This window comes from Brevibacillus sp. RS1.1, from assembly GCF_013284365.1.
GTDB lineage: Bacteria > Bacillota > Bacilli > Brevibacillales > Brevibacillaceae > Brevibacillus > Brevibacillus brevis_D.
This window is the reverse complement of record NZ_JABSVA010000012.1, coordinates 49,149-66,529: the sequence shown is the minus strand read 5'-3', so window position 1 is coordinate 66,529 and position 17,381 is coordinate 49,149. Positions and strand designations below refer to the sequence as shown.

18 protein-coding genes, 1 riboswitch and 2 other annotated features are annotated in these 17,381 nt (G+C 48.2%); of the genes, 13 read left to right on the top strand and 5 right to left on the bottom strand.

The features are described 5' to 3' along the window. The first annotated feature begins 81 nt into the window (after positions 1-81). Positions 82-645 carry a biotin transporter BioY gene (locus HP570_RS25750; protein ID WP_173627586.1) on the top strand — a complete coding sequence of 188 codons (564 nt, stop codon included), beginning with the start codon at positions 82-84 and terminating at the stop codon, positions 643-645. Positions 646-755: 110 nt separating this feature from the next. Continuing rightward, positions 756-2,096 carry a cytochrome P450 gene (locus HP570_RS25745; RefSeq protein ID WP_173627585.1) on the top strand — a complete coding sequence of 447 codons (1,341 nt, stop codon included), beginning with the start codon at positions 756-758 and terminating at the stop codon, positions 2,094-2,096. Between the two features lie 191 nt (positions 2,097-2,287). Here the strand turns inward: HP570_RS25745 and HP570_RS25740 are convergent, their stop codons facing one another. The 3 genes from HP570_RS25740 to HP570_RS25730 form a co-directional block, all read right to left on the bottom strand. After that, complete coding sequence (locus HP570_RS25740; protein WP_173627584.1) at positions 2,288-3,673, bottom strand: sensor histidine kinase; 1,386 nt, start codon at positions 3,671-3,673, stop codon at positions 2,288-2,290. Continuing rightward, a complete protein-coding gene (locus HP570_RS25735) occupies positions 3,674-4,393 on the bottom strand; it encodes a response regulator transcription factor (RefSeq protein WP_012684732.1) in 720 nt (239 codons plus the stop codon). It lies immediately after the preceding gene. Between the two features lie 214 nt (positions 4,394-4,607). Next, on the bottom strand, positions 4,608-5,129 hold the full coding sequence (locus tag HP570_RS25730; protein ID WP_012684733.1) for a C40 family peptidase: 522 nt from the start codon (positions 5,127-5,129) through the stop codon (positions 4,608-4,610). A gap of 4 nt (positions 5,130-5,133) precedes the next feature. Further along, positions 5,134-5,273, bottom strand: a riboswitch (cyclic di-AMP (ydaO/yuaA leader). A 319-nt stretch (positions 5,274-5,592) separates the two neighbouring features. Here HP570_RS25730 and HP570_RS25725 point away from each other — a divergent pair. The 7 genes from HP570_RS25725 to prpE all read left to right on the top strand — a co-directional run bounded on the left by HP570_RS25725 (position 5,593) and on the right by prpE (position 11,130). Continuing rightward, positions 5,593-5,997, top strand: a complete 405-nt coding sequence (locus HP570_RS25725; RefSeq protein WP_012684734.1) for a LiaF transmembrane domain-containing protein — start codon at positions 5,593-5,595, stop codon at positions 5,995-5,997. 64 nt (positions 5,998-6,061) lie between these two features. Next, positions 6,062-6,757 (top strand): PspA/IM30 family protein, encoded by a 696-nt coding sequence (locus tag HP570_RS25720; protein ID WP_016742807.1) that lies wholly within the window; start codon positions 6,062-6,064, stop codon positions 6,755-6,757. A 94-nt stretch (positions 6,758-6,851) separates the two neighbouring features. Further along, positions 6,852-7,430: a class I SAM-dependent methyltransferase gene (locus HP570_RS25715; RefSeq protein WP_012684736.1), complete on the top strand. Its 579-nt coding sequence runs from the start codon at positions 6,852-6,854 to the stop codon at positions 7,428-7,430. Positions 7,431-7,444: 14 nt separating this feature from the next. After that, entirely contained in the window at positions 7,445-8,332 is an 888-nt protein-coding gene (gene liaF / locus HP570_RS25710) for a cell wall-active antibiotics response protein LiaF (RefSeq protein ID WP_173627583.1), read from the top strand. A 13-nt stretch (positions 8,333-8,345) separates the two neighbouring features. Continuing rightward, positions 8,346-9,494 (top strand): HAMP domain-containing sensor histidine kinase, encoded by a 1,149-nt coding sequence (locus HP570_RS25705; RefSeq protein ID WP_173627582.1) that lies wholly within the window; start codon positions 8,346-8,348, stop codon positions 9,492-9,494. Positions 9,495-9,501: 7 nt separating this feature from the next. Next, complete coding sequence (locus HP570_RS25700) at positions 9,502-10,131, top strand: response regulator (protein WP_016742803.1); 630 nt, start codon at positions 9,502-9,504, stop codon at positions 10,129-10,131. Between the two features lie 174 nt (positions 10,132-10,305). Continuing rightward, positions 10,306-11,130 (top strand): bis(5'-nucleosyl)-tetraphosphatase PrpE, encoded by an 825-nt coding sequence (gene prpE, locus HP570_RS25695; protein ID WP_173627581.1) that lies wholly within the window; start codon positions 10,306-10,308, stop codon positions 11,128-11,130. Positions 11,131-11,144: 14 nt separating this feature from the next. On the opposite strand, the gene HP570_RS25690 is transcribed toward prpE, so the two are convergent. Then, entirely contained in the window at positions 11,145-11,921 is a 777-nt protein-coding gene (locus HP570_RS25690) for an N-acetylmuramoyl-L-alanine amidase family protein (protein WP_012684741.1), read from the bottom strand. A 161-nt stretch (positions 11,922-12,082) separates the two neighbouring features. Here HP570_RS25690 and HP570_RS25685 point away from each other — a divergent pair, with 161 nt between their 5' ends. Next, positions 12,083-12,313: a YneF family protein gene (locus HP570_RS25685; protein ID WP_012684742.1), complete on the top strand. Its 231-nt coding sequence runs from the start codon at positions 12,083-12,085 to the stop codon at positions 12,311-12,313. Positions 12,314-12,334: 21 nt separating this feature from the next. Continuing rightward, the gene (locus HP570_RS25680; protein ID WP_012684743.1) at positions 12,335-12,514 is read left to right on the top strand and encodes a hypothetical protein; all 180 of its coding nucleotides are present in this window, start codon (positions 12,335-12,337) and stop codon (positions 12,512-12,514) included. A 49-nt stretch (positions 12,515-12,563) separates the two neighbouring features. Here the strand turns inward: HP570_RS25680 and HP570_RS25675 are convergent, their stop codons facing one another. Next, a complete protein-coding gene (locus tag HP570_RS25675) occupies positions 12,564-13,445 on the bottom strand; it encodes a LysR family transcriptional regulator (RefSeq protein ID WP_173627580.1) in 882 nt (293 codons plus the stop codon). Between the two features lie 149 nt (positions 13,446-13,594). Here HP570_RS25675 and HP570_RS25670 point away from each other — a divergent pair, with 149 nt between their 5' ends. Both HP570_RS25670 and HP570_RS25665 read left to right on the top strand, forming a co-directional pair. Continuing rightward, positions 13,595-14,962, top strand: a complete 1,368-nt coding sequence (locus HP570_RS25670; protein WP_173627579.1) for an MFS transporter — start codon at positions 13,595-13,597, stop codon at positions 14,960-14,962. A gap of 81 nt (positions 14,963-15,043) precedes the next feature. Then, positions 15,044-15,313 (top strand) — a binding site (T-box leader). A 42-nt stretch (positions 15,314-15,355) separates the two neighbouring features. After that, positions 15,356-15,590, top strand: a binding site (T-box leader). Positions 15,591-15,654: 64 nt separating this feature from the next. Beyond that, entirely contained in the window at positions 15,655-17,199 is a 1,545-nt protein-coding gene (locus HP570_RS25665) for a 2-isopropylmalate synthase (RefSeq protein ID WP_173627578.1), read from the top strand. Positions 17,200-17,381 lie beyond the last annotated feature (182 nt).

The window sequence follows — 17,381 nt, the reverse complement described above, 5'->3', positions numbered from 1 at the left end:
GGATTTACAAAAGGGCAGATGCGTATTATTATTTTGTTAACCTTATATTATTTTTAGTTAACAAAACGGAGGCTAGTACGCATGAGAAACGAACGCTTGAGATGGCTATTGCTCTCTGCCATCTTTGCTGCAATGACTGCGGTATTGTCGCAGGTGACGATTCCTTTGCCGTTGATTCCGATTACCGCGCAGACGTTAGCGGTAGGGCTGACGGCGACTATTTTGGGAAAACGATACGGGACACTTGCTTTGGTTATTTATGTTTTGCTCGGTGCAGTCGGATTGCCTGTGTTCAGCGAGGCAAAAGGCGGATTGCAAATATTGGTCGGAAAATCCGGCGGGTACATATTTGGGTTTATTGCAACCGCTTATGTGACTGGGCTCTACTTGGAGAAAACAAGATTCACCTTGAAAAACGCCATCATCGCCAATATCATTGGCATGTTTGTCACACTCGCTTTTGGTGCTGTACAGCTCAAATACGTCATGGACATTCCATGGGATAAAGCTGTCGCTTTTGGTATAACACCTTTCCTCATTGTAGGGGTTGTCAAAGCAGTTCTGGCTTCTCTGATTGGCATCAAGGTGCGCGAGCGACTGATTGCTTCTCGTCTGTTGCGCACAGATCAGCCTGTTACACGATAAACAAAATGATTTCGTCAGCCACCCGAAGTTCGGGTGGTTTTTTTTCGCATAATCTCCTTAACGTGCCGGATACTATCGGTAGGATTTTGCATGTAAAAAGGAGGAGACGCATGAATATCACGACCACTGGCCCAAAAGGTCTTCCAATCTCAGGGAACTTGATGGCATTTCGCCGATCGCCGCTTCAGTTCATCCGCGACGCGGCAGAAGAGCATGGAGAAGTCGTCCATTTTCGCTTCGGTCCTTCCCGCCATATTTATCTGTTAACGAATCCGGATCACATCAAAGAGGTTTTGGTCAGCAAACAGGCGCATTTTCGAAAAGGGAAAGGACTACAGGTTGCGCGAGCTGTTGTAGGAGATGGAATTCTTACCAGTGAAGGGAAAAAGCATTTGCGACAACGGCGGCTTATGCAGCCAGCTTTTCATCGAGATCGTATCGCCACCTACGGAGACGTGATGGTCCGGCAAGCAGTTGATCTCATGTCGGATTGGAAAAGCGGGGAGCTGCGCGATATTCACTCGGACATGATGAAAGTAACGCTTGCGATCATTACGGAGACGATGTTTGGCAAAACCGTCAAGGAAGGCGCCGATCAGATTGGACATGCCATCGATGTCGGTTTGAAATATGTGGCAAACAAAGGCTCCTCGTTTATCGACATTCCGTTGTCCGTACCTACCAAAAGCAATCGGGAGTTCCTGGAGTCGAGTGAGCTACTGGACAAAACGATCTACTCCTTGATCGAAGCGCGGCGTAATAGTGAAGGAGAAGAGCACAAGGACTTGTTGGGGATGCTTTTGGCTGCGCGTGATGAAGATGATGGGGAGGGAATGACAGACGAGCAGGTGCGCGACGAGGTCATGACCATTTTTGTAGCTGGCCATGAGACGACTGCGAATACCATGTCGTGGATTTTCTATTTGCTGGCTACTCATCCCGAGGTGGAGAAAAAGCTGCATGACGAGCTGTCGACCGTGTTGTGTGAAAAGCTGCCGACAGTCGAAGATCTTCCGCAGCTGAAGTATACGAATCTCATTGTACAGGAAACGCTGAGGCTCTATCCTGCGGCTTGGACGATTAACCGGGAAGTGGTAGATGAGGTTGAGATCGGCGGTCACACGTACAAGCCTGGGGAAACACTGATGATGAGCCAATATGTCATGCACCGTGACCCACGCTATTATGAGCAGGCTGAAGAATTCATTCCAGAGCGTTTTGACAGCGACCTCTTAAAAAGAAATCCAGCCTATGCTTATTTCCCGTTTGGCGGCGGGCCGCGTGTTTGTATTGGGAATAACTTTGCTTTGATGGAGGCAGCATTGCTACTGGCGACGATTGCACAGCGATATCGACTACGACTGGCTGAACCGAACCAGACAGTGGAGCCCGAGCCGTTGGTCACCTTGCGTCCCAAGAACGGACTGCCGATGCGTTTGGAGAAGAGATAGAAAAAAATGGAAGTTAGGGGGCAAAAAAAGAGGCATCTTATCACTACGGTTTCGCCGATTGTGTCAGATACCGAACTGGGGGTTATTTATCACTGAAAGCAACATGCTTACAAAAATGATTTTACAAGTAAAATATTAAGAAATAATTAACTGAGAATAAATCTATATAAAGTAAGGGTAGCTTGAGAAAGCTACCCGTGGAAGAAGGGGATGGTGAAGGAGAAACTGCTTCCCATTCCCAATTCGCTGTTTACCATCAGATCTCCGCCGTGAAGCCGGACGATGCTCTTACAAATCGTTAAGCCTAAGCCTGTACCGCCACTGTTGCGATTTCGTGATTTTTCCGCCCGATAAAACTTGGTGAAAATCTTCGTCAAGTCTTCAGCGGCGATTCCTTCTCCTTTGTCGATTACAGTAAAAAGGACATGTCCTTCTCGCTGATCACAAGTAAGGTAAATGGAGCCATCCGGTTTGTTGTAGTGAATGGCGTTGTTCAACAAATTTTCCATGACACGGCGCAGCTTAGTCTCATCCGCTTCGATGTGTAGTTCATTGGAGATTCGCAGCTTCCATTGAAACGTGAGGCCTGCCTCTTTGATTCTTGGCAAATAGTCCTCAATGATTCCTCGCAAGAAGCTTTTGACATGAATGCGGTTAATGCTGAGTCGAACTTCGGAGCTTTGCGTGGTGAAGTCCTGCAGCTCGTCCAGCAGCTTTTCCAAGTCCGTCGTTTTTAGCTCGATTTTGCCCATCTGTTTCTGTATTTTGGTCATATCCGTCACGCGACCAGAGCCGATATATGAGGCATACCCTTTGATCGTGGTGAGAGGTGTACGGAAGTCGTGGGCGATCGAAGCAATCATTTCAGCCTGTCTTTCTTCCGCTAAGCGAAGCTCATCCACCATTTCCCCGAAATATCGAAAGAGTTGCCCGAATTCATCATGCGATCGATACGTAAATGTGACCAGCCGCTTCCCTTCCTGGATTTCTTGCGTGACGCGCGATAATTCGTTAACCGGACGTAGTATCCAGCGAACGAACAAAGCGAGCAGAACCAATCCTACCAGACTAATGCTTCCGTAAATAAACCAAAGCATCATGGAAACCCCTGTCGTAGCCATCATGTCGTAATCATCCGTGTAGAAATAAACAACAATCTCCCCTGTACGCGGTGGCTCCTGCTGAAAATGGTACTCAGCGACCACTTTGAGGTCATTTTGCTTAGCAGAATCGCCACGGCTTGATGAGGAGGGGGAAGGCATTTTTAAATTATAGGCGCTTGATGTTTTGCTGTAGATAGTGTTTCCATTGGCATCCTTCACGAGCATGCGGTACATCACGTCGTCTGGCAACTGCTTCTCAAGCTCCATGCGTTCGATTGGGTCCTTGAAATTACTGACGAGAAGCAGTTGATTGAGCATGACCTTCTCTGCGGCTTCCTTCTCAGCCTGGTACTGATTATGCCGGTCATTTTTGAGTTGAGCGACAATAATGTCTTGAAAAACAAATTTAAACAACAAAATGGTGAGTGTGAGCAAGGCAATGAAGGAGAGAAAAATTTTATTGCGCAAGCTCATTTAAAGCTTCTCCCCGATAAATACGTAGCCTGTCCCCCATTGTGTTTTAATGAATTGACGTTCCGTTTCCAGCTTCTCACGGAGGTTTTTAATATGGACCGTCACTGTATTGAGCGAGCCATAACCATATCCCCAAACACGGTCATAAATTTGCTCTCTTGTAAAGACGATGCCCGCATTTTCTGCGAGGAAGGTGAGTAGTTGGAATTCCTTGGTAGAGAGCTCGATCTTTTGGTTACATACATATACGGAATACGTTTCTTTATGAATTTCCAAGTCCTTGAATTTCAAAACCGTAATTGGAGAAGAGGCTGTTTCCTTCTCAGGCTGCTCTTCGGTATGCTTGCGAATGCGCTCATAGCGACGAAGGTGGGCACGAATGCGAGCGAGCAGCTCTTCTGTATCAAAAGGCTTCGTGATGTAATCGTCTGCGCCGATTTCAAAGCCGACTACCTTATCTACCGCTTTTCCTTTTGCACTGAGAAACAGTATAGGCAAATCCCACTCACGGCGAATTTGAGAGCAGAGCTCGTAGCCACTCATGTTGGGCATCATAATATCCAAAAGGATCAGGTTGGGACGCTCACCTTGGCTGAGCAGCGAGAGTGCGTCTTCTCCGCTTTCAGCAGAGGAAACGCTGAAGCCCTCGTTCTCCAAAATGTCTTCTAGCAGTTCAATAATCTCCAGATTGTCATCGACAATTAAAATGTGATCTTTCACCGGAACAACCCCCAGTTACTTCTATTAATAAGGAATACCATTCAAAGAATGGGTCTTGTCTATCATAACATGCTTTGCCCCTATCAGGGGAAGAAACCCCGTAAGTTATTAAGTTGTTCTAATATGTGAGGGTACCTCTTTAGACCAGGTACTAAATTTCGTCAGAAAAAGCCAGAGACGTAGTGTCCCTGGCTTTTATTATTTTGCCGAATGACTATTTTTTAGCTGGTTTTTCCGGCAACGATGCAGCTTGCACCGCTTTTTCCTTATTCGGAGTTTCTGCTTTCGCTAGAACAGGAGCACTGAGACGCTTGGCGCCTACATAACGCTTGCTCCAGTAGTATGGATCGTTCAACTTGGTGTTGACGACTCCACGACCAGATTCCGAGTGCACGAATGTGCCGTCTCCGATGTAGATACCCACGTGAGAAATGCTGCGACCGTTCGTATTGAAGAATACGAGATCGCCTGGTTGCAAATCTTTTCTGTCTACCTCTGTACCTAATTCGTACTGGGAAGCAGAATTGTGAGGCAGGTCTACACCTAACGCATCAAATACGTAGCGTGTGAAACCGGAGCAGTCAAAGCCTTTTTTGGACGAGCCGGAAGATTTGTAAGGGGTACCGTACAAGTCGCTGACAACTTCATGGAGAGTATTCTCCTCAGCAGCCTGTGCAGCGCCTGCCCCCATAGCAAGCAATCCAGCCATAAATAAAGATAAAACCATCTTGCGCAAAAGAAACTGCTCCCTTCGTGAGCCTACGAGGTTAGCTGAAGGGTTCGGTCGAAAGGACGCCCTAGGCTGCTAGGAGTAGCAACCATTCACCCCAAAAACGTGGTTCCCCCGTTTCCGCTAAGCGGAATTCGGCTATTTTTCGATGTTTTTTTACACGCACTCTTACGAAGATTCTACGCCAGTCCTTTTTTTCCTTCTTTTTATCTGTTCATTCACATATTCGTCACAAAGATAGCGTCAAATGCTGTAACGTTTTCGTTCGACAGTGCAAGCCGCCTTTCGACGTGGGCTTATTCCTGCCTTGCGGGAGAGCTCGTCCGATTAAGGCAGGAAAATGTCTCCGTCCAAGGACGGAGGGAAAAACCAACCGCACGCCCGTTATGGGAAGCCTATACCGAGGGCTACAATAAGGGCATAACGTTCCACAAGCACCACATGCAAAACGAATGGAGGTAAGCGAGTAATGAGCGAACGGTCTGGCAAAGTACTACTCGGGCTGGTTCTGCTGCTAGTCGGTGGGTTGGTTCTTCTCGATCTGGTGGGTATCGATATCGGAGACTTGCTCGGGTTTATCATTCCCGGCGTGATCATGATATACGGTGCCAAAAAGATCATGGGACAAACCGGTTCACGATTTTGGGGAATCCTGGTCTTCCTATTCGGGTTCCTGATGTTGATTGGCAAGCTTGACCTACTGTTTCACGCGCTTCTGGCCATTGGGGTGATTTATCTGGGATATCGCTTACTGCGTCCCAGCCAAGAACCTAAACAAGCGCCACCTGCTTGGGAGCGTGAATGGGCCCAAAAAGTATTAAAGGAAGATACGCTGGACACTTGGGAGAGAGATGTAAGAAGACGCCCACAGTAACGCCAATGTCGCAAGAGTCTTTTGGATGAACAATATGATGTGATATGATGAGGAGGAAAAAATAATGAGTATCTTTAAACGTTTGCGTGACCTGACAGTAGCTTCGGTAAATGATGCATTGGATTCGATGGAAGATCCGGTAGTAATGCTGAATCAATATATGCGTGACATGGAAGTAGAAATCGGACAAGTTGAAGTAGCGGTTGCCCGTCAGGTTGCACTGGAAAAGAAATTCCGTCAGCAATTGGACGAAGCCAATGCTCTGATCGAAAAACGTGATCGCCAAGTCAAGCTCGCCTTGACTGAAGGAGAAGACGAGTTGGCTCGTCGAGCACTCGCTGACAAGAAGCAGTACGAAGGCCGTGCAGCGGAATATGAAACGCTGTACCTGTCAGCATCCGAGTCAGCTACGCAAATGCGCGAGAAGCTGGCTGAGCTGAAGGAAGAGTTCTATAAAATGCGTGCGAAAAAGTTCACACTGATGGCACGTGCACAAGTAGCTCGTACACAAAAGCAAGTCAATCAAGCAGTTGTCGGTATCGGCAATCAGTCCGCAGGCCGTGGCTTCGCTCGCATGGAAGAGAAAGTCATGCGCATGGAAGCAGAAGCGCAAATGAGCGGGCAATGGCGCCAAACGAACCGCGCTTGGGAAAACGCTTTGTCTGAGCTGGAAAAGGATGATCTCGATGCAGAACTTGCTAGCATCAAAGCATCCATTAAGGAAGTAAAAACACCGGTAGCCAAACCAGTACAATCCTAATTCAACAGGAACTGGGGGACAAGGTGTAGAATAGAGTGTGTCAATTCGGCAGCCTGTGTACATCAGGCTGCTTTTCCCCTAGGAGGTACGATTCTTGCAGGACTTCTTGGTCTTTTTGCGGCGGTTTATCGCTGAGCCTGGACGCGTCGGTAGTATCATCCCTAGCTCTCGTTTTTTATGTGAGCAAATGTTGAAAAGCGTCGATTGGGCTTCAACCGATGTGATCCTGGAGCTGGGACCTGGTACAGGGGCATTTACCCAAACGATCTATCAGCGCTTGCATCCCGGCACACAGTACGTGCTCGTGGAACGAGATTCCCAATTTCGCTCTATGCTTCAATCACGTTTTCCCGATCTTCCTATCAGGGAGGAAGCGACTAAACTTAGGTCTTACTTGGAGGAGCAGGACCTTGCAGGTGCAGATGTCATTATCTCAGGTCTGCCATTCGCCAATTTTCAACAAGAGCTGCGGGCAGCAATTCTGGACGAAGTTCAATCTGTACTGAAGCCAGGGGGCCTATTTATTACATTCCAATATTCGCTACAACTCCAAGCTGAGTTGCAGGATCGTTTTCCCTGGGTCAAGATCGACTTTACCCTGTTGAACATTCCGCCTGCATTCATCTATACATGTCGTAATGGACAAAGTGAAAACGATCAGCGTGGGGCGTGAGAGAGGAGACTTTTGTGAAACTGTCCCGTTTACACAAAATGTTGGCTGGTGTCCTGATTATTTTTACGGGAATCGGTCTTTTGTTAGACAGTTTGGGTATCATATCGTTCGGTCTGTTTGATTTGTGGCCGATGGTGCTTATTTATTTTGGCCTTCGTTTGTGGGGGAATAAAAATCGGATTGGCGGAGGGATTCTATTCTCTCTGGGGACCATCATCGCGACGGACATGTGGTTTGGTGTCGGGATTGATGATCTGTTCCAGATTGCAGTACCAATCGTGTTTATTTATTTCGGCTTTCAGTTGATTCGGGGCAAGAACAGCAGACGAGATCGCCATGTGAATCAACCATTGGGAGAGAGTGGGACCCCATCTGCGGAGACGATTTTGACTAGTGATGCGAGTGCCCCGAATGACGTGAACGTTTCAACAGCGGAACGCCCTTGGCAAGACAACTGGAACAAATGGAAGCATGTTGGTGGCAAAATTCCTCATCACGAAAAAATGTCTTCATCACCTGACGACATGTTGCCAAAAGATTCCCGCAGTTCTCTGATTGGGGATTATCACCTGACTTCCGGGCGTTTTGAACTGAGTTACTTGCATGTCTGGCATGGAATCGGGGATGTTGTGATTGATCTTTCTCGGGCAGTGTTGATGCGGGATGAGGCGTTTCTTGTCGTAGAGGGCTGGGTAGGCGATGTGACGATTTATGTGCCTATCGATCTTCCTGTATCGGTAACGGCAGGCTTGAGTATTGGTGACCTGGAGGTGCTAAGCCACCGGCAGGGAGGTATCAATCGCAGTGTTAAGATTCGTTCTGATCAGTATGATGAAGCATTGCAAAAAGTAAACTTGCATATCTCGCTGCTTGTCGGCGATATAAAAGTCAAGTACATCTAGGAGGTACTGGCGGATGCGTCGACAGCGATTGGCAAGTATTCAGTGGCAATACGTGCGCTATGGCATGTTACTGGCCGTCAGTGCAATTACTGCCGCGTTTATTTGTTTCTTTTGGCTATACTTTTTATGGAAAGATCACCCCGGGATTCATCGGTGGTACAACGAAATAATTAGCGACCGCAACCTCGTGAAGTGGCTGGCAGAATATATAGGCATCAATCTGCCTACCGATCCAGAGGGCTTGATTCAGCTTGCTGCTTTTGTTGTTTCTTTGCCGGCAGGTGTCTTAGTGGCATTGATCATTTCCTATATCATCGGCAATTTGTTGAAAAAGAGACTCAGTGTACTGTGGGAAGCTGCTATGAAGCTTGGACGCGGGATGCTGTCATATCGGGTTCCCGAATTGGGCGTCGATGAAGTCGGCGAATTAGGATGGCAGATCAATCGCTTGGCTTCGCAATGGGAAGAGCAAGTAGCATCTTTGCAGCGGTTGTCGAACCACAATGCGGCTCTCGCAGAGCAATTGAAGCATGCAGCAGTAACTGAGGAGCGACAGAGATTGGCGAGAGAACTGCATGACGCAGTCAGCCAGCAGTTGTTCGCCATCGCCATGACGACTGCGGCGATGAAGCGGCTTGTAGAAAAAAATCCTCAGCGTGCAGCCCAACAGATTGAATTGGTCGAAGAGATGGCAGCAGCTGCACAAGCAGAGATGAGGGCATTACTCTTGCACCTTCGCCCGGCTACGTTACAAAACAAGTCATTGAAGGAAGCTATTCTGGAACTTTTAGATGAGCTGACGCGTAAAAATACCATGCAGCTGACTTGGGAGATTGAAGACGTCGAAGGCTTGCCGAGTGGAATTGAGGATCATTTGTTCCGTATTTTGCAGGAGTCCTTGTCCAATACATTGCGGCATGCCAGAGCTACCCAGATTGCAGTGAAGCTATTTACACTGCAAGAGCAGGTTCGCCTGCGAGTAACGGATGACGGTGTTGGTTTTGATCCAGATGGGGAGAAAATGACGTCCTACGGTTTGCGCAGCATGCAAGAGCGCGTAGCAGAGGTTGGAGGCTCCATGGAGATTTACTCGGCGATTGGGAAGGGGACGCAAATTGAGGTGCGTATTCCTATAGTGTCACAGACGGAACGGGAAGGGTGAAGGCTCGGTGATTCGGGTACTACTGGTAGATGATCACGAAATGGTTCGGATGGGTCTGGCTGCTTATTTGTCTACAGAGGACGATATTGAAGTCGTAGCAGAGGCAGGCAGTGGGGAAGAAGGCGTGCGAATGACGCAAGAACTGCTCCCAGATGTCGTTCTGATGGATTTGGTCATGGAAGGCATCGGCGGTGTGGAAGCGACTCGACGTATTCGTGAAAGCTGCCCTTCCAGTAAGGTAATTGTCTTGACTAGCTTTATTGATGACGAAAAGGTATATCCGGTCATTGAAGCGGGGGCATTCAGCTACTTGTTAAAGACTTCGCGTGCAGCCGAGATTGCAAAAGCAATTCGCTCTGCTGCGGCGGGTGAACCAGTTCTGGAATCGAGGGTAGCAGGAAAAATCATGGCCCGTTTCCGTCACGGTCAAGAGTCTCATCCACATGAACAGCTGACGCCGCGCGAGTTAGAGGTTTTGAAGCTGATCGGTCAGGGCAAGTCCAACCAAGAAATTGCTGATGAGCTGATTATCGGGATCAAAACAGTCAAGACTCATGTCAGCAACATTCTTGCCAAGCTGAACGTGGAGGATCGCACGCAAGCGGCCATTTACGTGCATACACATAGCTTAGGTTAATCACATAGCATCATGTATAAGTAAACGCGCCAAATAGCTCCTCAGCAAACAGGGGCTTTTTCGCGCGTTTACTTGTTTAAACCGTTTTCTTGTGTGCAAACCGTGAGTTTTTTTCGTAGATGTGGTAAAGATAGTAAGTAACGAATGAGAGATTACGGAAAGGAGGGACGGGCTATGAGGCACAAACCTCAAACACGCTCCAAGGTGCTTTCGGCTGACAATGGTGTGGATATCGTTGGGGATGTTCACGGCTGTTACGACGAATTTATAGAATTGCTCAAACGCTTGGGATATGAACGAGCCCCAGACGGTACATATCGCCATCCCCACGGCCGAAAGCTCCTTTCCCTCGGTGATATTACGAGTCGTGGACCTTACTCAATCAAAATGCTGCAATTTTTTCACCAGCATGTCACGACAGGCCTGGCTGAAATGGTAGATAGTAACCACGGGTGGAAAGTAGCCCGCTGGTTGGATGGCAGACCAGTGACATTGGCTCACGGAGATGAAAAGGTAGAAGAGGAGATTCGGTTGTATCAGCAAGAATACGGACCGAAGAAGGCCTCCTTGCTGCGTGAGCAGAGCCGTAGATTACTATTTTCTTCTCCTTCGCACATGATCATCAAACAAAATGAAAAAATAGTAGCGGTCGCCGTTCATGCGGGGATTCGCGATGATTACATAGGGATGGATTCGCCTGCGGTCTACACGTTTTGCCGATATGGCGATGTAGCAGGGACGGGGCCGGATGGGCGCCCGATCCGCAGAGAATGGGCAAAAGAACGAAAAGTGACTTCGCCCATCATCGTATGGGGACATGATCCGCATCCAGAACCAAAACGAAAAAATGGCACCATCAACATCGACCAAGGATGTGTGTTCGGCGGAAAGTTAACCGCCTACCGCTATCCAGAGGACGAATTGGTGAGTGTGCCAGCAAAAAGAAACTATTCGGGTTTAACGGATACGCCGCTGACCCGTTTTAAGGCAGATGATTAAACGGAGACGTTATGTTACGGTTTGAGCTTTTCGAATAAACGCTTCAGGATGACAGCATGTGCCCAGAGCGGCAGAGGTTGGTCAGGCTGCTGACGCCATTGTTCGTCTGTCAAAAAGCCTTGATCATACAGCCAGTTGACGGCTTCCTGCTTCCAGTCAGCGCCGTTTCCGGGAGAAGTGGTAGGAGCAAGGGTAGGTGCTGTAGTAGGTTTTGGATTTGAAGTAGGAGTCGTAGGGGGCTGGTAGGGAAGTTTAGCGTACGTGCAAAATGCCCGGACTACCCCTTCCGCGAGATCTCGCCAATCCTGTTGTAGTTTATTTGCGTCCAACGCATTGTCGGCAAAGCCATACTCGACGATGACCGTCTCCACGCTACCAGTCTCCCGGTGCATGAAGTAGTAATCGAGCCGCGGATTATCTGGCAGAGTCCGCGTAAAAATGCGCCGATTTGGCATCCCTTCCGCTGTTAGGGCATCCTGGATCAATTGGGGAAAGGTGGGGGAGCCATAAATCGAGTAAATGACCTCGGAGCCCCGGCCGCCACCTGAGTTAATATGGTTGGATATGCAGTAGCGAGCACTGCTGTTTCGAACCAGAGCAGTCCGAGCCTCACTTGTTAGAGTCACATCGGTTGTCCGTGTGATCGCGACAGGAATATTTAGAGCCAAAAAGCGATTATATTGGTAAAGCGATATTTGCAAATTCATATCTTTCTCGGTAAATTGCGTGTTGTTACCTCCGCCTGGATCGCTGCCACCGTGTCCAGCGTCCAGAATCACAATTGGAGTCATGGTTGTTTCACCTCTTGCTATTAGAATATGCTTGAGACAAGGATGTTGTTGAGGGCAGTGTTCTCATTTTCCAAGTTTTCTAATCACAATTTACAGAAGATAGCTCAACTATGGTACAATAAAAGAGTTCATAATTACGTATAGAGGATGGTAATGTATTGATGGCTTGGTACAACTGGGTAATTCCAATTGTTACATTGTTAATCGGTCTCGCTGGTGGATTTTATGGAGGGACTTATTTATTGAAAAAACAAATGTCCAACATGCAAATGGACGACAAGCAGCTTCAAGCCATGGCCCGCTCAATGGGGATGAATCTAAACCAAAAGCAGCTCAAACAAATGAGTCGTACGATGAAAAACATGAAAATGCCAAATAAATTCGGGAAGTAGCGTGAAAGGGAGTGTCGTTTGATGGGGGCGACCCGGCTGCGCTACACGATGATCGGTTTTATTGTCGGTGTGTTTATCGTGTACTTGAAAGACCTGCCGCTTGCTGAAGGAACTCGGTTTGCGGCCCCTTTTTACGGAGCGGGGATTGGACTGCTCATTGACGGCATTATTTTACGTATGAAAAAAAGAAAACAAGAGTAGGGGAAGAGCCTGGCGAAGGATGCCAGGCTTTTTTCTGTTGGAGAGGGGATTATTTTTCAAGAGAATCAGCAAAATACTGGACGATAAAATCACAGAACTGGCGTGCTGCCAGGGAGAGGTATCTTTTTTTGTGGCGAATCATTTGAAAATATCGCTGGCAGATCGGGTGTTTGATCGGAAGCATGACAAGGTGAGGGTCTTCCTCTCGACTGATACAGCCATAGAGAGCGATACCAAGACCTGCCCGGACCAGCTTTTGGATAGAGCCGGGATCATCTACCCGACAAGCAAATTTGGGGGTAATCCCCGCTTTTTGAAAGAACTGATCGTACAGCATTTGGATGGGAAAGTCCTCCCGGTAGCCGATAAAGGACTCTTCAGCCAGCTCGCTTAGTTGAATGCTGGTTTGCTTGGCTAAGTGATGCGTGCGTGGGACAGCTACATGAATATCTTCTTTCAATACGGGCGTTGTCAAAATATCCGGTAGCTTGATCGGCAAATGCGTGAAGCAAATATCCACTTCGCCTGATTCCAAAAGGAGTGCCATTTCTTCCATGGTGGCTTGCGTGATCTGGAAATGCACATCAGGATGGAGTGCGAGAAACTTGCCCAACGGTTCTGATAATAGATCCAAGGTCGACGTTGCCAGATGAATACGACCATGCTCCATTCCGGCTAGATCCGATACGACTTTTTGACCTTCCTCCAACAAGTTCAGTGCTTTATCTACACGCTCCAAATACGCCTTCCCAAATGTATTCAGCCGAATACGTCCCCGCTCGCGATCAAATAACGGAACCCCGACATCCTCTTCCAACCGAGCAATGGTTTTGCTTAGAGCAGGCTGAGCAATCCGCAGCTCTTGGGCGGCTTTCGTCATATGCTGCCACTTGGCCACTGTTCGGAAATAGTGCAATTGCAACAATTCCATTCGATTCAACTCCATATACTCAGGTATATCAACTACATGTCAAAAGATATATTTTTGTTTATTTTAAAATCATTATAAACTACATCTAGCAAGGCCAACAATCACCTTCCCGGGAAGAAATCGGTGATAACGAGAGGTGTCTTTCCAATATGCAAACCGAACCACAACAACAATCTGCTGAAAAAGTTCTTCGCGTACTCGTGTTTACGCTCATGATTACGGTGATGAGTGCTACGATGTTCAATATCGTTTTACCGCAAATCAGGACGGAGTTTCATTTATCCTTTAGCCAAGTAAGCTGGGTGACGTCTGCCTTTTTGTTAATCTATGCGGTTGGAACCGTGATGTACGGAAAGCTAGCTGATTCCTACAAGCTCAAGCATTTGCTTACATTCGGATTGATTCTATTTGCCATCGGCTCCGTTATCGGTTTTTTCGCCGATAATTATGGCATGGTGCTTTTGGGGAGAATTGTGCAGGCGGCAGGGGCGGCTGTTGTTCCGGCGACGTCTTCCATTATTCCAGTACGTTATTTTCCCCCAGAGAGTAGGGGCCGAGCTCTAGGGATCTCCATGACCGGGATGGCAATCGGTAGCGCATTAGGTCCCGTTCTTTCCTCTTTGCTGGTCAGTCTGCTAGATTGGAGATGGCTGTTCTGCATGCCGTTGTTCGCGCTTTTTGCCGTGCCTTTTTTCCGCAAGTATTTGGAGGAGGAGGAGCGGGAAGCCGTCAAAATGGACTGGATCGGTGGTGGGCTTCTCGCCGTAACGATTGCATTGCTTTTGCTCGCTATTACGAATCAGAGCTTGTTGCTCGCACTGGGGTGCATCCTCTCATTCCTTCTGTTCCTGTTAAGGATTCGGACGACTGCAGAACCATTTATTCGCCCTGGCTTATTCCGGAGTAAACGCTATTCGCTCGGGCTGGTCATTGCCTTTTTGATGATAGGGAGCGGCTATTCGTTCGCTTTTCTTAGTCCACAGTTGTTGGCCAATGTGAATCATCTGGCACCGGGGCTCATTGGCTTTGTCATGGTACCAGGAGCAATTGTGACCGCGTTCTTGGGGAAAAAGGCTGGGATTCTTGCAGATAAGAAAGGGAATTCGTATTTATTTTACACAGCGTCTGCGCTACTTTTGAGCAGCTTTGTCCTTTTCTCTTCCTTTGCGGGGGGTTCCCCGTTCTTCATTGCCGTTTTTCTGATTTTTGGCAATGTCGGACTATCGTTTATGATGATTTCGATGTCAAACGCAATCTCACAGTCGTTACCAAAGGAACAGATCGGCGTCGGGATGGGACTGTTGGCAATGCTGAACTTTATTGCAGGTGCACTTGCAGCTACCTTGTACGGCAAGTCGATTGATGGAGGAGCTGCTGTAAGCTGGAATCTGCTCAATAGCTATCCAGGAGCGTCGGTCTATAGCAATATTTACTCCGCTTTAGTGCTCGTGATACTGGGTCTCGCTTGCCTTTATTACAGACAGTTCAGCCGCAGATCGGTGAGAGAGGTCAATTAATTTGCTTATTAAAATTATTTTTATTGCTAGCCGCCATTGACAATCAGATATAAACCGAATAAAATTTCAAACAATAATAACAATAACGCGAAGAACGGGAACAGTAAGTGGTCTGATCTGTTTAGAGAGCTGCGGGATGGTGCAACGCAGTCAGAGAAGCCAGTGAAGCTCGCCCGGGAGCGGCAGGACTGAACTAGATGTAGCGCTGCATCGAGTAGTAAGTTCTGACGGTTAACCTCCGTGATCGGGTTGTGCTGATCGACTAGGATCAGTACATAGAGGTGGACTTCTGGCGAGTAGCTGGGGTCAACGAGAGTGGTACCGCGATAGACAAGGTCTGTCGTCTCTTCGATAGAGATGGCAGGCCTTTTTTGATTTTCACAACGACATAGAACAAACGCGAAGAACGGGAGCTAGTAAAGCGAATTTCTTGTCCAGAGAGCTGCGGGTAGGTGCGACGCAGTCAGGAAATGCTCGAATCTCACCCGGGAGCGGCAAGGTTGAAAAAGTTCAGTAGACCTTGACGGATCGTCCCACGTCATCGGGACAGCGAGGTGGATTCTCTTCTGAAAAAAGAGGGGATCAACGAGAGTGGTACCGCGACAGCGAAAAGCCTGTCGTCTCTTGTATATGGAGACGGTGGGCTTTTTTTATTACGAAAAAAACGACTAAAAATTGAGGAGGCATTACCCATGACAAAACGAATCCATATTTTTGATACGACACTGCGTGACGGAGAACAAGCGCCAGGAGCGTCTCTTTCGCCTGAGCAAAAAATCGTGATAGCAAAGCATTTGGCAGACCTCGGTGTGGATGTCATCGAACCGGGCTTTCCCATCTCCAGTCCTGGTGACTTCATGGCGGTGCAACGTATTTCGCAAGAGGTGCACGGCGTGGAAATCTGTGGCTTTGCTCGTGCGGTGAAAGAGGACATCGACGCTGCCGTTCGGGCTACACAAGCGGCAGAGCGTCGCAGACTCCACATGTTCCTGTCATCCTCCAGCATTCATCTGGACTTCCAACTCCGCAAGTCGAGAGAGCAGGTGATTAAGATCGCCCGTGAGATGATTGCGTATGGCAAACAGTTTGTAGACCGGTTCGAATTTTCGCCGATGGATGCGACTCGTACAGGTGATGAGTTCCTGTTTGAGATGATTGAGGCAGCGATTGAAGAAGGGGCAACCATTATCAACATCCCCGATACGGTAGGTTACGCGCTTCCGGAAGAGTACGGAGCTATGTTCACTCGTGTCATGAAAAACGTCCGTGGCAGCGACAAGGTAGAGTTCAGTGCACACTGCCACAATGACCTGGGACTCGCGGTTGCAAACAGTTTGGCTGCGATTCGTGCTGGGGTCACTCAAGTCGAAGTAACGGTCAACGGGGTCGGTGAGCGAGCAGGGAACTGCTCCTTGGAAGAGCTGGTGATGGCCATTGAGACGCGCAAAGAAGCACTGGATGCCGAGACTGGCATCAGACCGGAGCACATTTACACCACTTCACAAAAGGTGAGCCGTGCCATGAGCTTCCCGATTGCTTTCAACAAACCAATTGTCGGTCGCAATGCCTTTCAGCATGAAGCGGGTATTCATCAGGATGGTCTCTTAAAAGAGCGCAGCACCTACGAAATCATGGACCCGGAGAGCTTGGGCGTGCCTCGCAACATGATCATTCTCGGAAAACATTCCGGTCGCCATGCCATTAAGCACCGTGTAAATGAATTCGGGATACAGCTGACCGATGAACAGATGGAGACACTGTACGTCCAATTTAAAGAGCTGGCTGACAAGCAAAAAGTTGTTCAGGATCATCAATTGCTTGAACTCGTGGGACATACCGTGAACGCAGTACTGGAGCCATTCACACTCGTAAATGCGCAAGTGCTCACCGGAACATCCGGACATCGCATGGCTTCCTGCACGATTACGAACAATGTGACAGGAGAAGAACAAGCATACTCTGGCACGGGAGAAGGACCTGTTGAGGCATTGGTGGCAGGCATCAAGCAGGCACTGCCGTTCGACGTGGAGTTTACGGACATGGAGCTGTATTCATTGTCGTCGGGAGAGCATGCGACAGGCGAAGCGATCGTGACGGTCAGCGCCAACGGAAGTCATTTTAAAGGAGTTGCCGAGCATCGAGATGTACTGATGGCGGTCGCGCAGGCGTTTATGGCAGCGAGCAATCAGGCGGTGCGTGATCATCAAGCAAAAGCTGTAACAGCCGGGGCTAGCTAAAAGCCAAAACATAAAAAGTCAGCCTGAAAACCTTGCTGTTTTATCACCATAGCAAGGTTTTTTTGTATGTTTGTAACCATAGTTTGACCGGGGAAACCGATTGTTTGACGGATAGTCGCTGTTCAGATGATTGTCTTTTTGTGGAGGAAACTGGAAATAAATTGTAACCTTTTGTAAGCTCG

What these genes read in the sequence shown, in the direction of transcription:
- HP570_RS25725 (WP_012684734.1), top strand. Translation starts at nt 5,593, where the DNA reads ATGAGCGAACGGTCTGGCAAAGTACTACTCGGGCTGGTTCTGCTGCTA.
- HP570_RS25680 (WP_012684743.1), top strand. Translation starts at nt 12,335, where the DNA reads ATGGGGGCGACCCGGCTGCGCTACACGATGATCGGTTTTATTGTCGGT.
- prpE (WP_173627581.1), top strand. Translation starts at nt 10,306, where the DNA reads ATGAGGCACAAACCTCAAACACGCTCCAAGGTGCTTTCGGCTGACAAT.
- HP570_RS25665 (WP_173627578.1), top strand. Translation starts at nt 15,655, where the DNA reads ATGACAAAACGAATCCATATTTTTGATACGACACTGCGTGACGGAGAA.
- HP570_RS25690 (WP_012684741.1), bottom strand. Translation starts at nt 11,921, where the DNA reads ATGACTCCAATTGTGATTCTGGACGCTGGACACGGTGGCAGCGATCCA.
- HP570_RS25685 (WP_012684742.1), top strand. Translation starts at nt 12,083, where the DNA reads ATGGCTTGGTACAACTGGGTAATTCCAATTGTTACATTGTTAATCGGT.
- HP570_RS25745 (WP_173627585.1), top strand. Translation starts at nt 756, where the DNA reads ATGAATATCACGACCACTGGCCCAAAAGGTCTTCCAATCTCAGGGAAC.
- HP570_RS25720 (WP_016742807.1), top strand. Translation starts at nt 6,062, where the DNA reads ATGAGTATCTTTAAACGTTTGCGTGACCTGACAGTAGCTTCGGTAAAT.
- HP570_RS25675 (WP_173627580.1), bottom strand. Translation starts at nt 13,445, where the DNA reads ATGGAATTGTTGCAATTGCACTATTTCCGAACAGTGGCCAAGTGGCAG.
- HP570_RS25750 (WP_173627586.1), top strand. Translation starts at nt 82, where the DNA reads ATGAGAAACGAACGCTTGAGATGGCTATTGCTCTCTGCCATCTTTGCT.
- HP570_RS25670 (WP_173627579.1), top strand. Translation starts at nt 13,595, where the DNA reads ATGCAAACCGAACCACAACAACAATCTGCTGAAAAAGTTCTTCGCGTA.
- HP570_RS25740 (WP_173627584.1), bottom strand. Translation starts at nt 3,673, where the DNA reads ATGAGCTTGCGCAATAAAATTTTTCTCTCCTTCATTGCCTTGCTCACA.
- HP570_RS25705 (WP_173627582.1), top strand. Translation starts at nt 8,346, where the DNA reads ATGCGTCGACAGCGATTGGCAAGTATTCAGTGGCAATACGTGCGCTAT.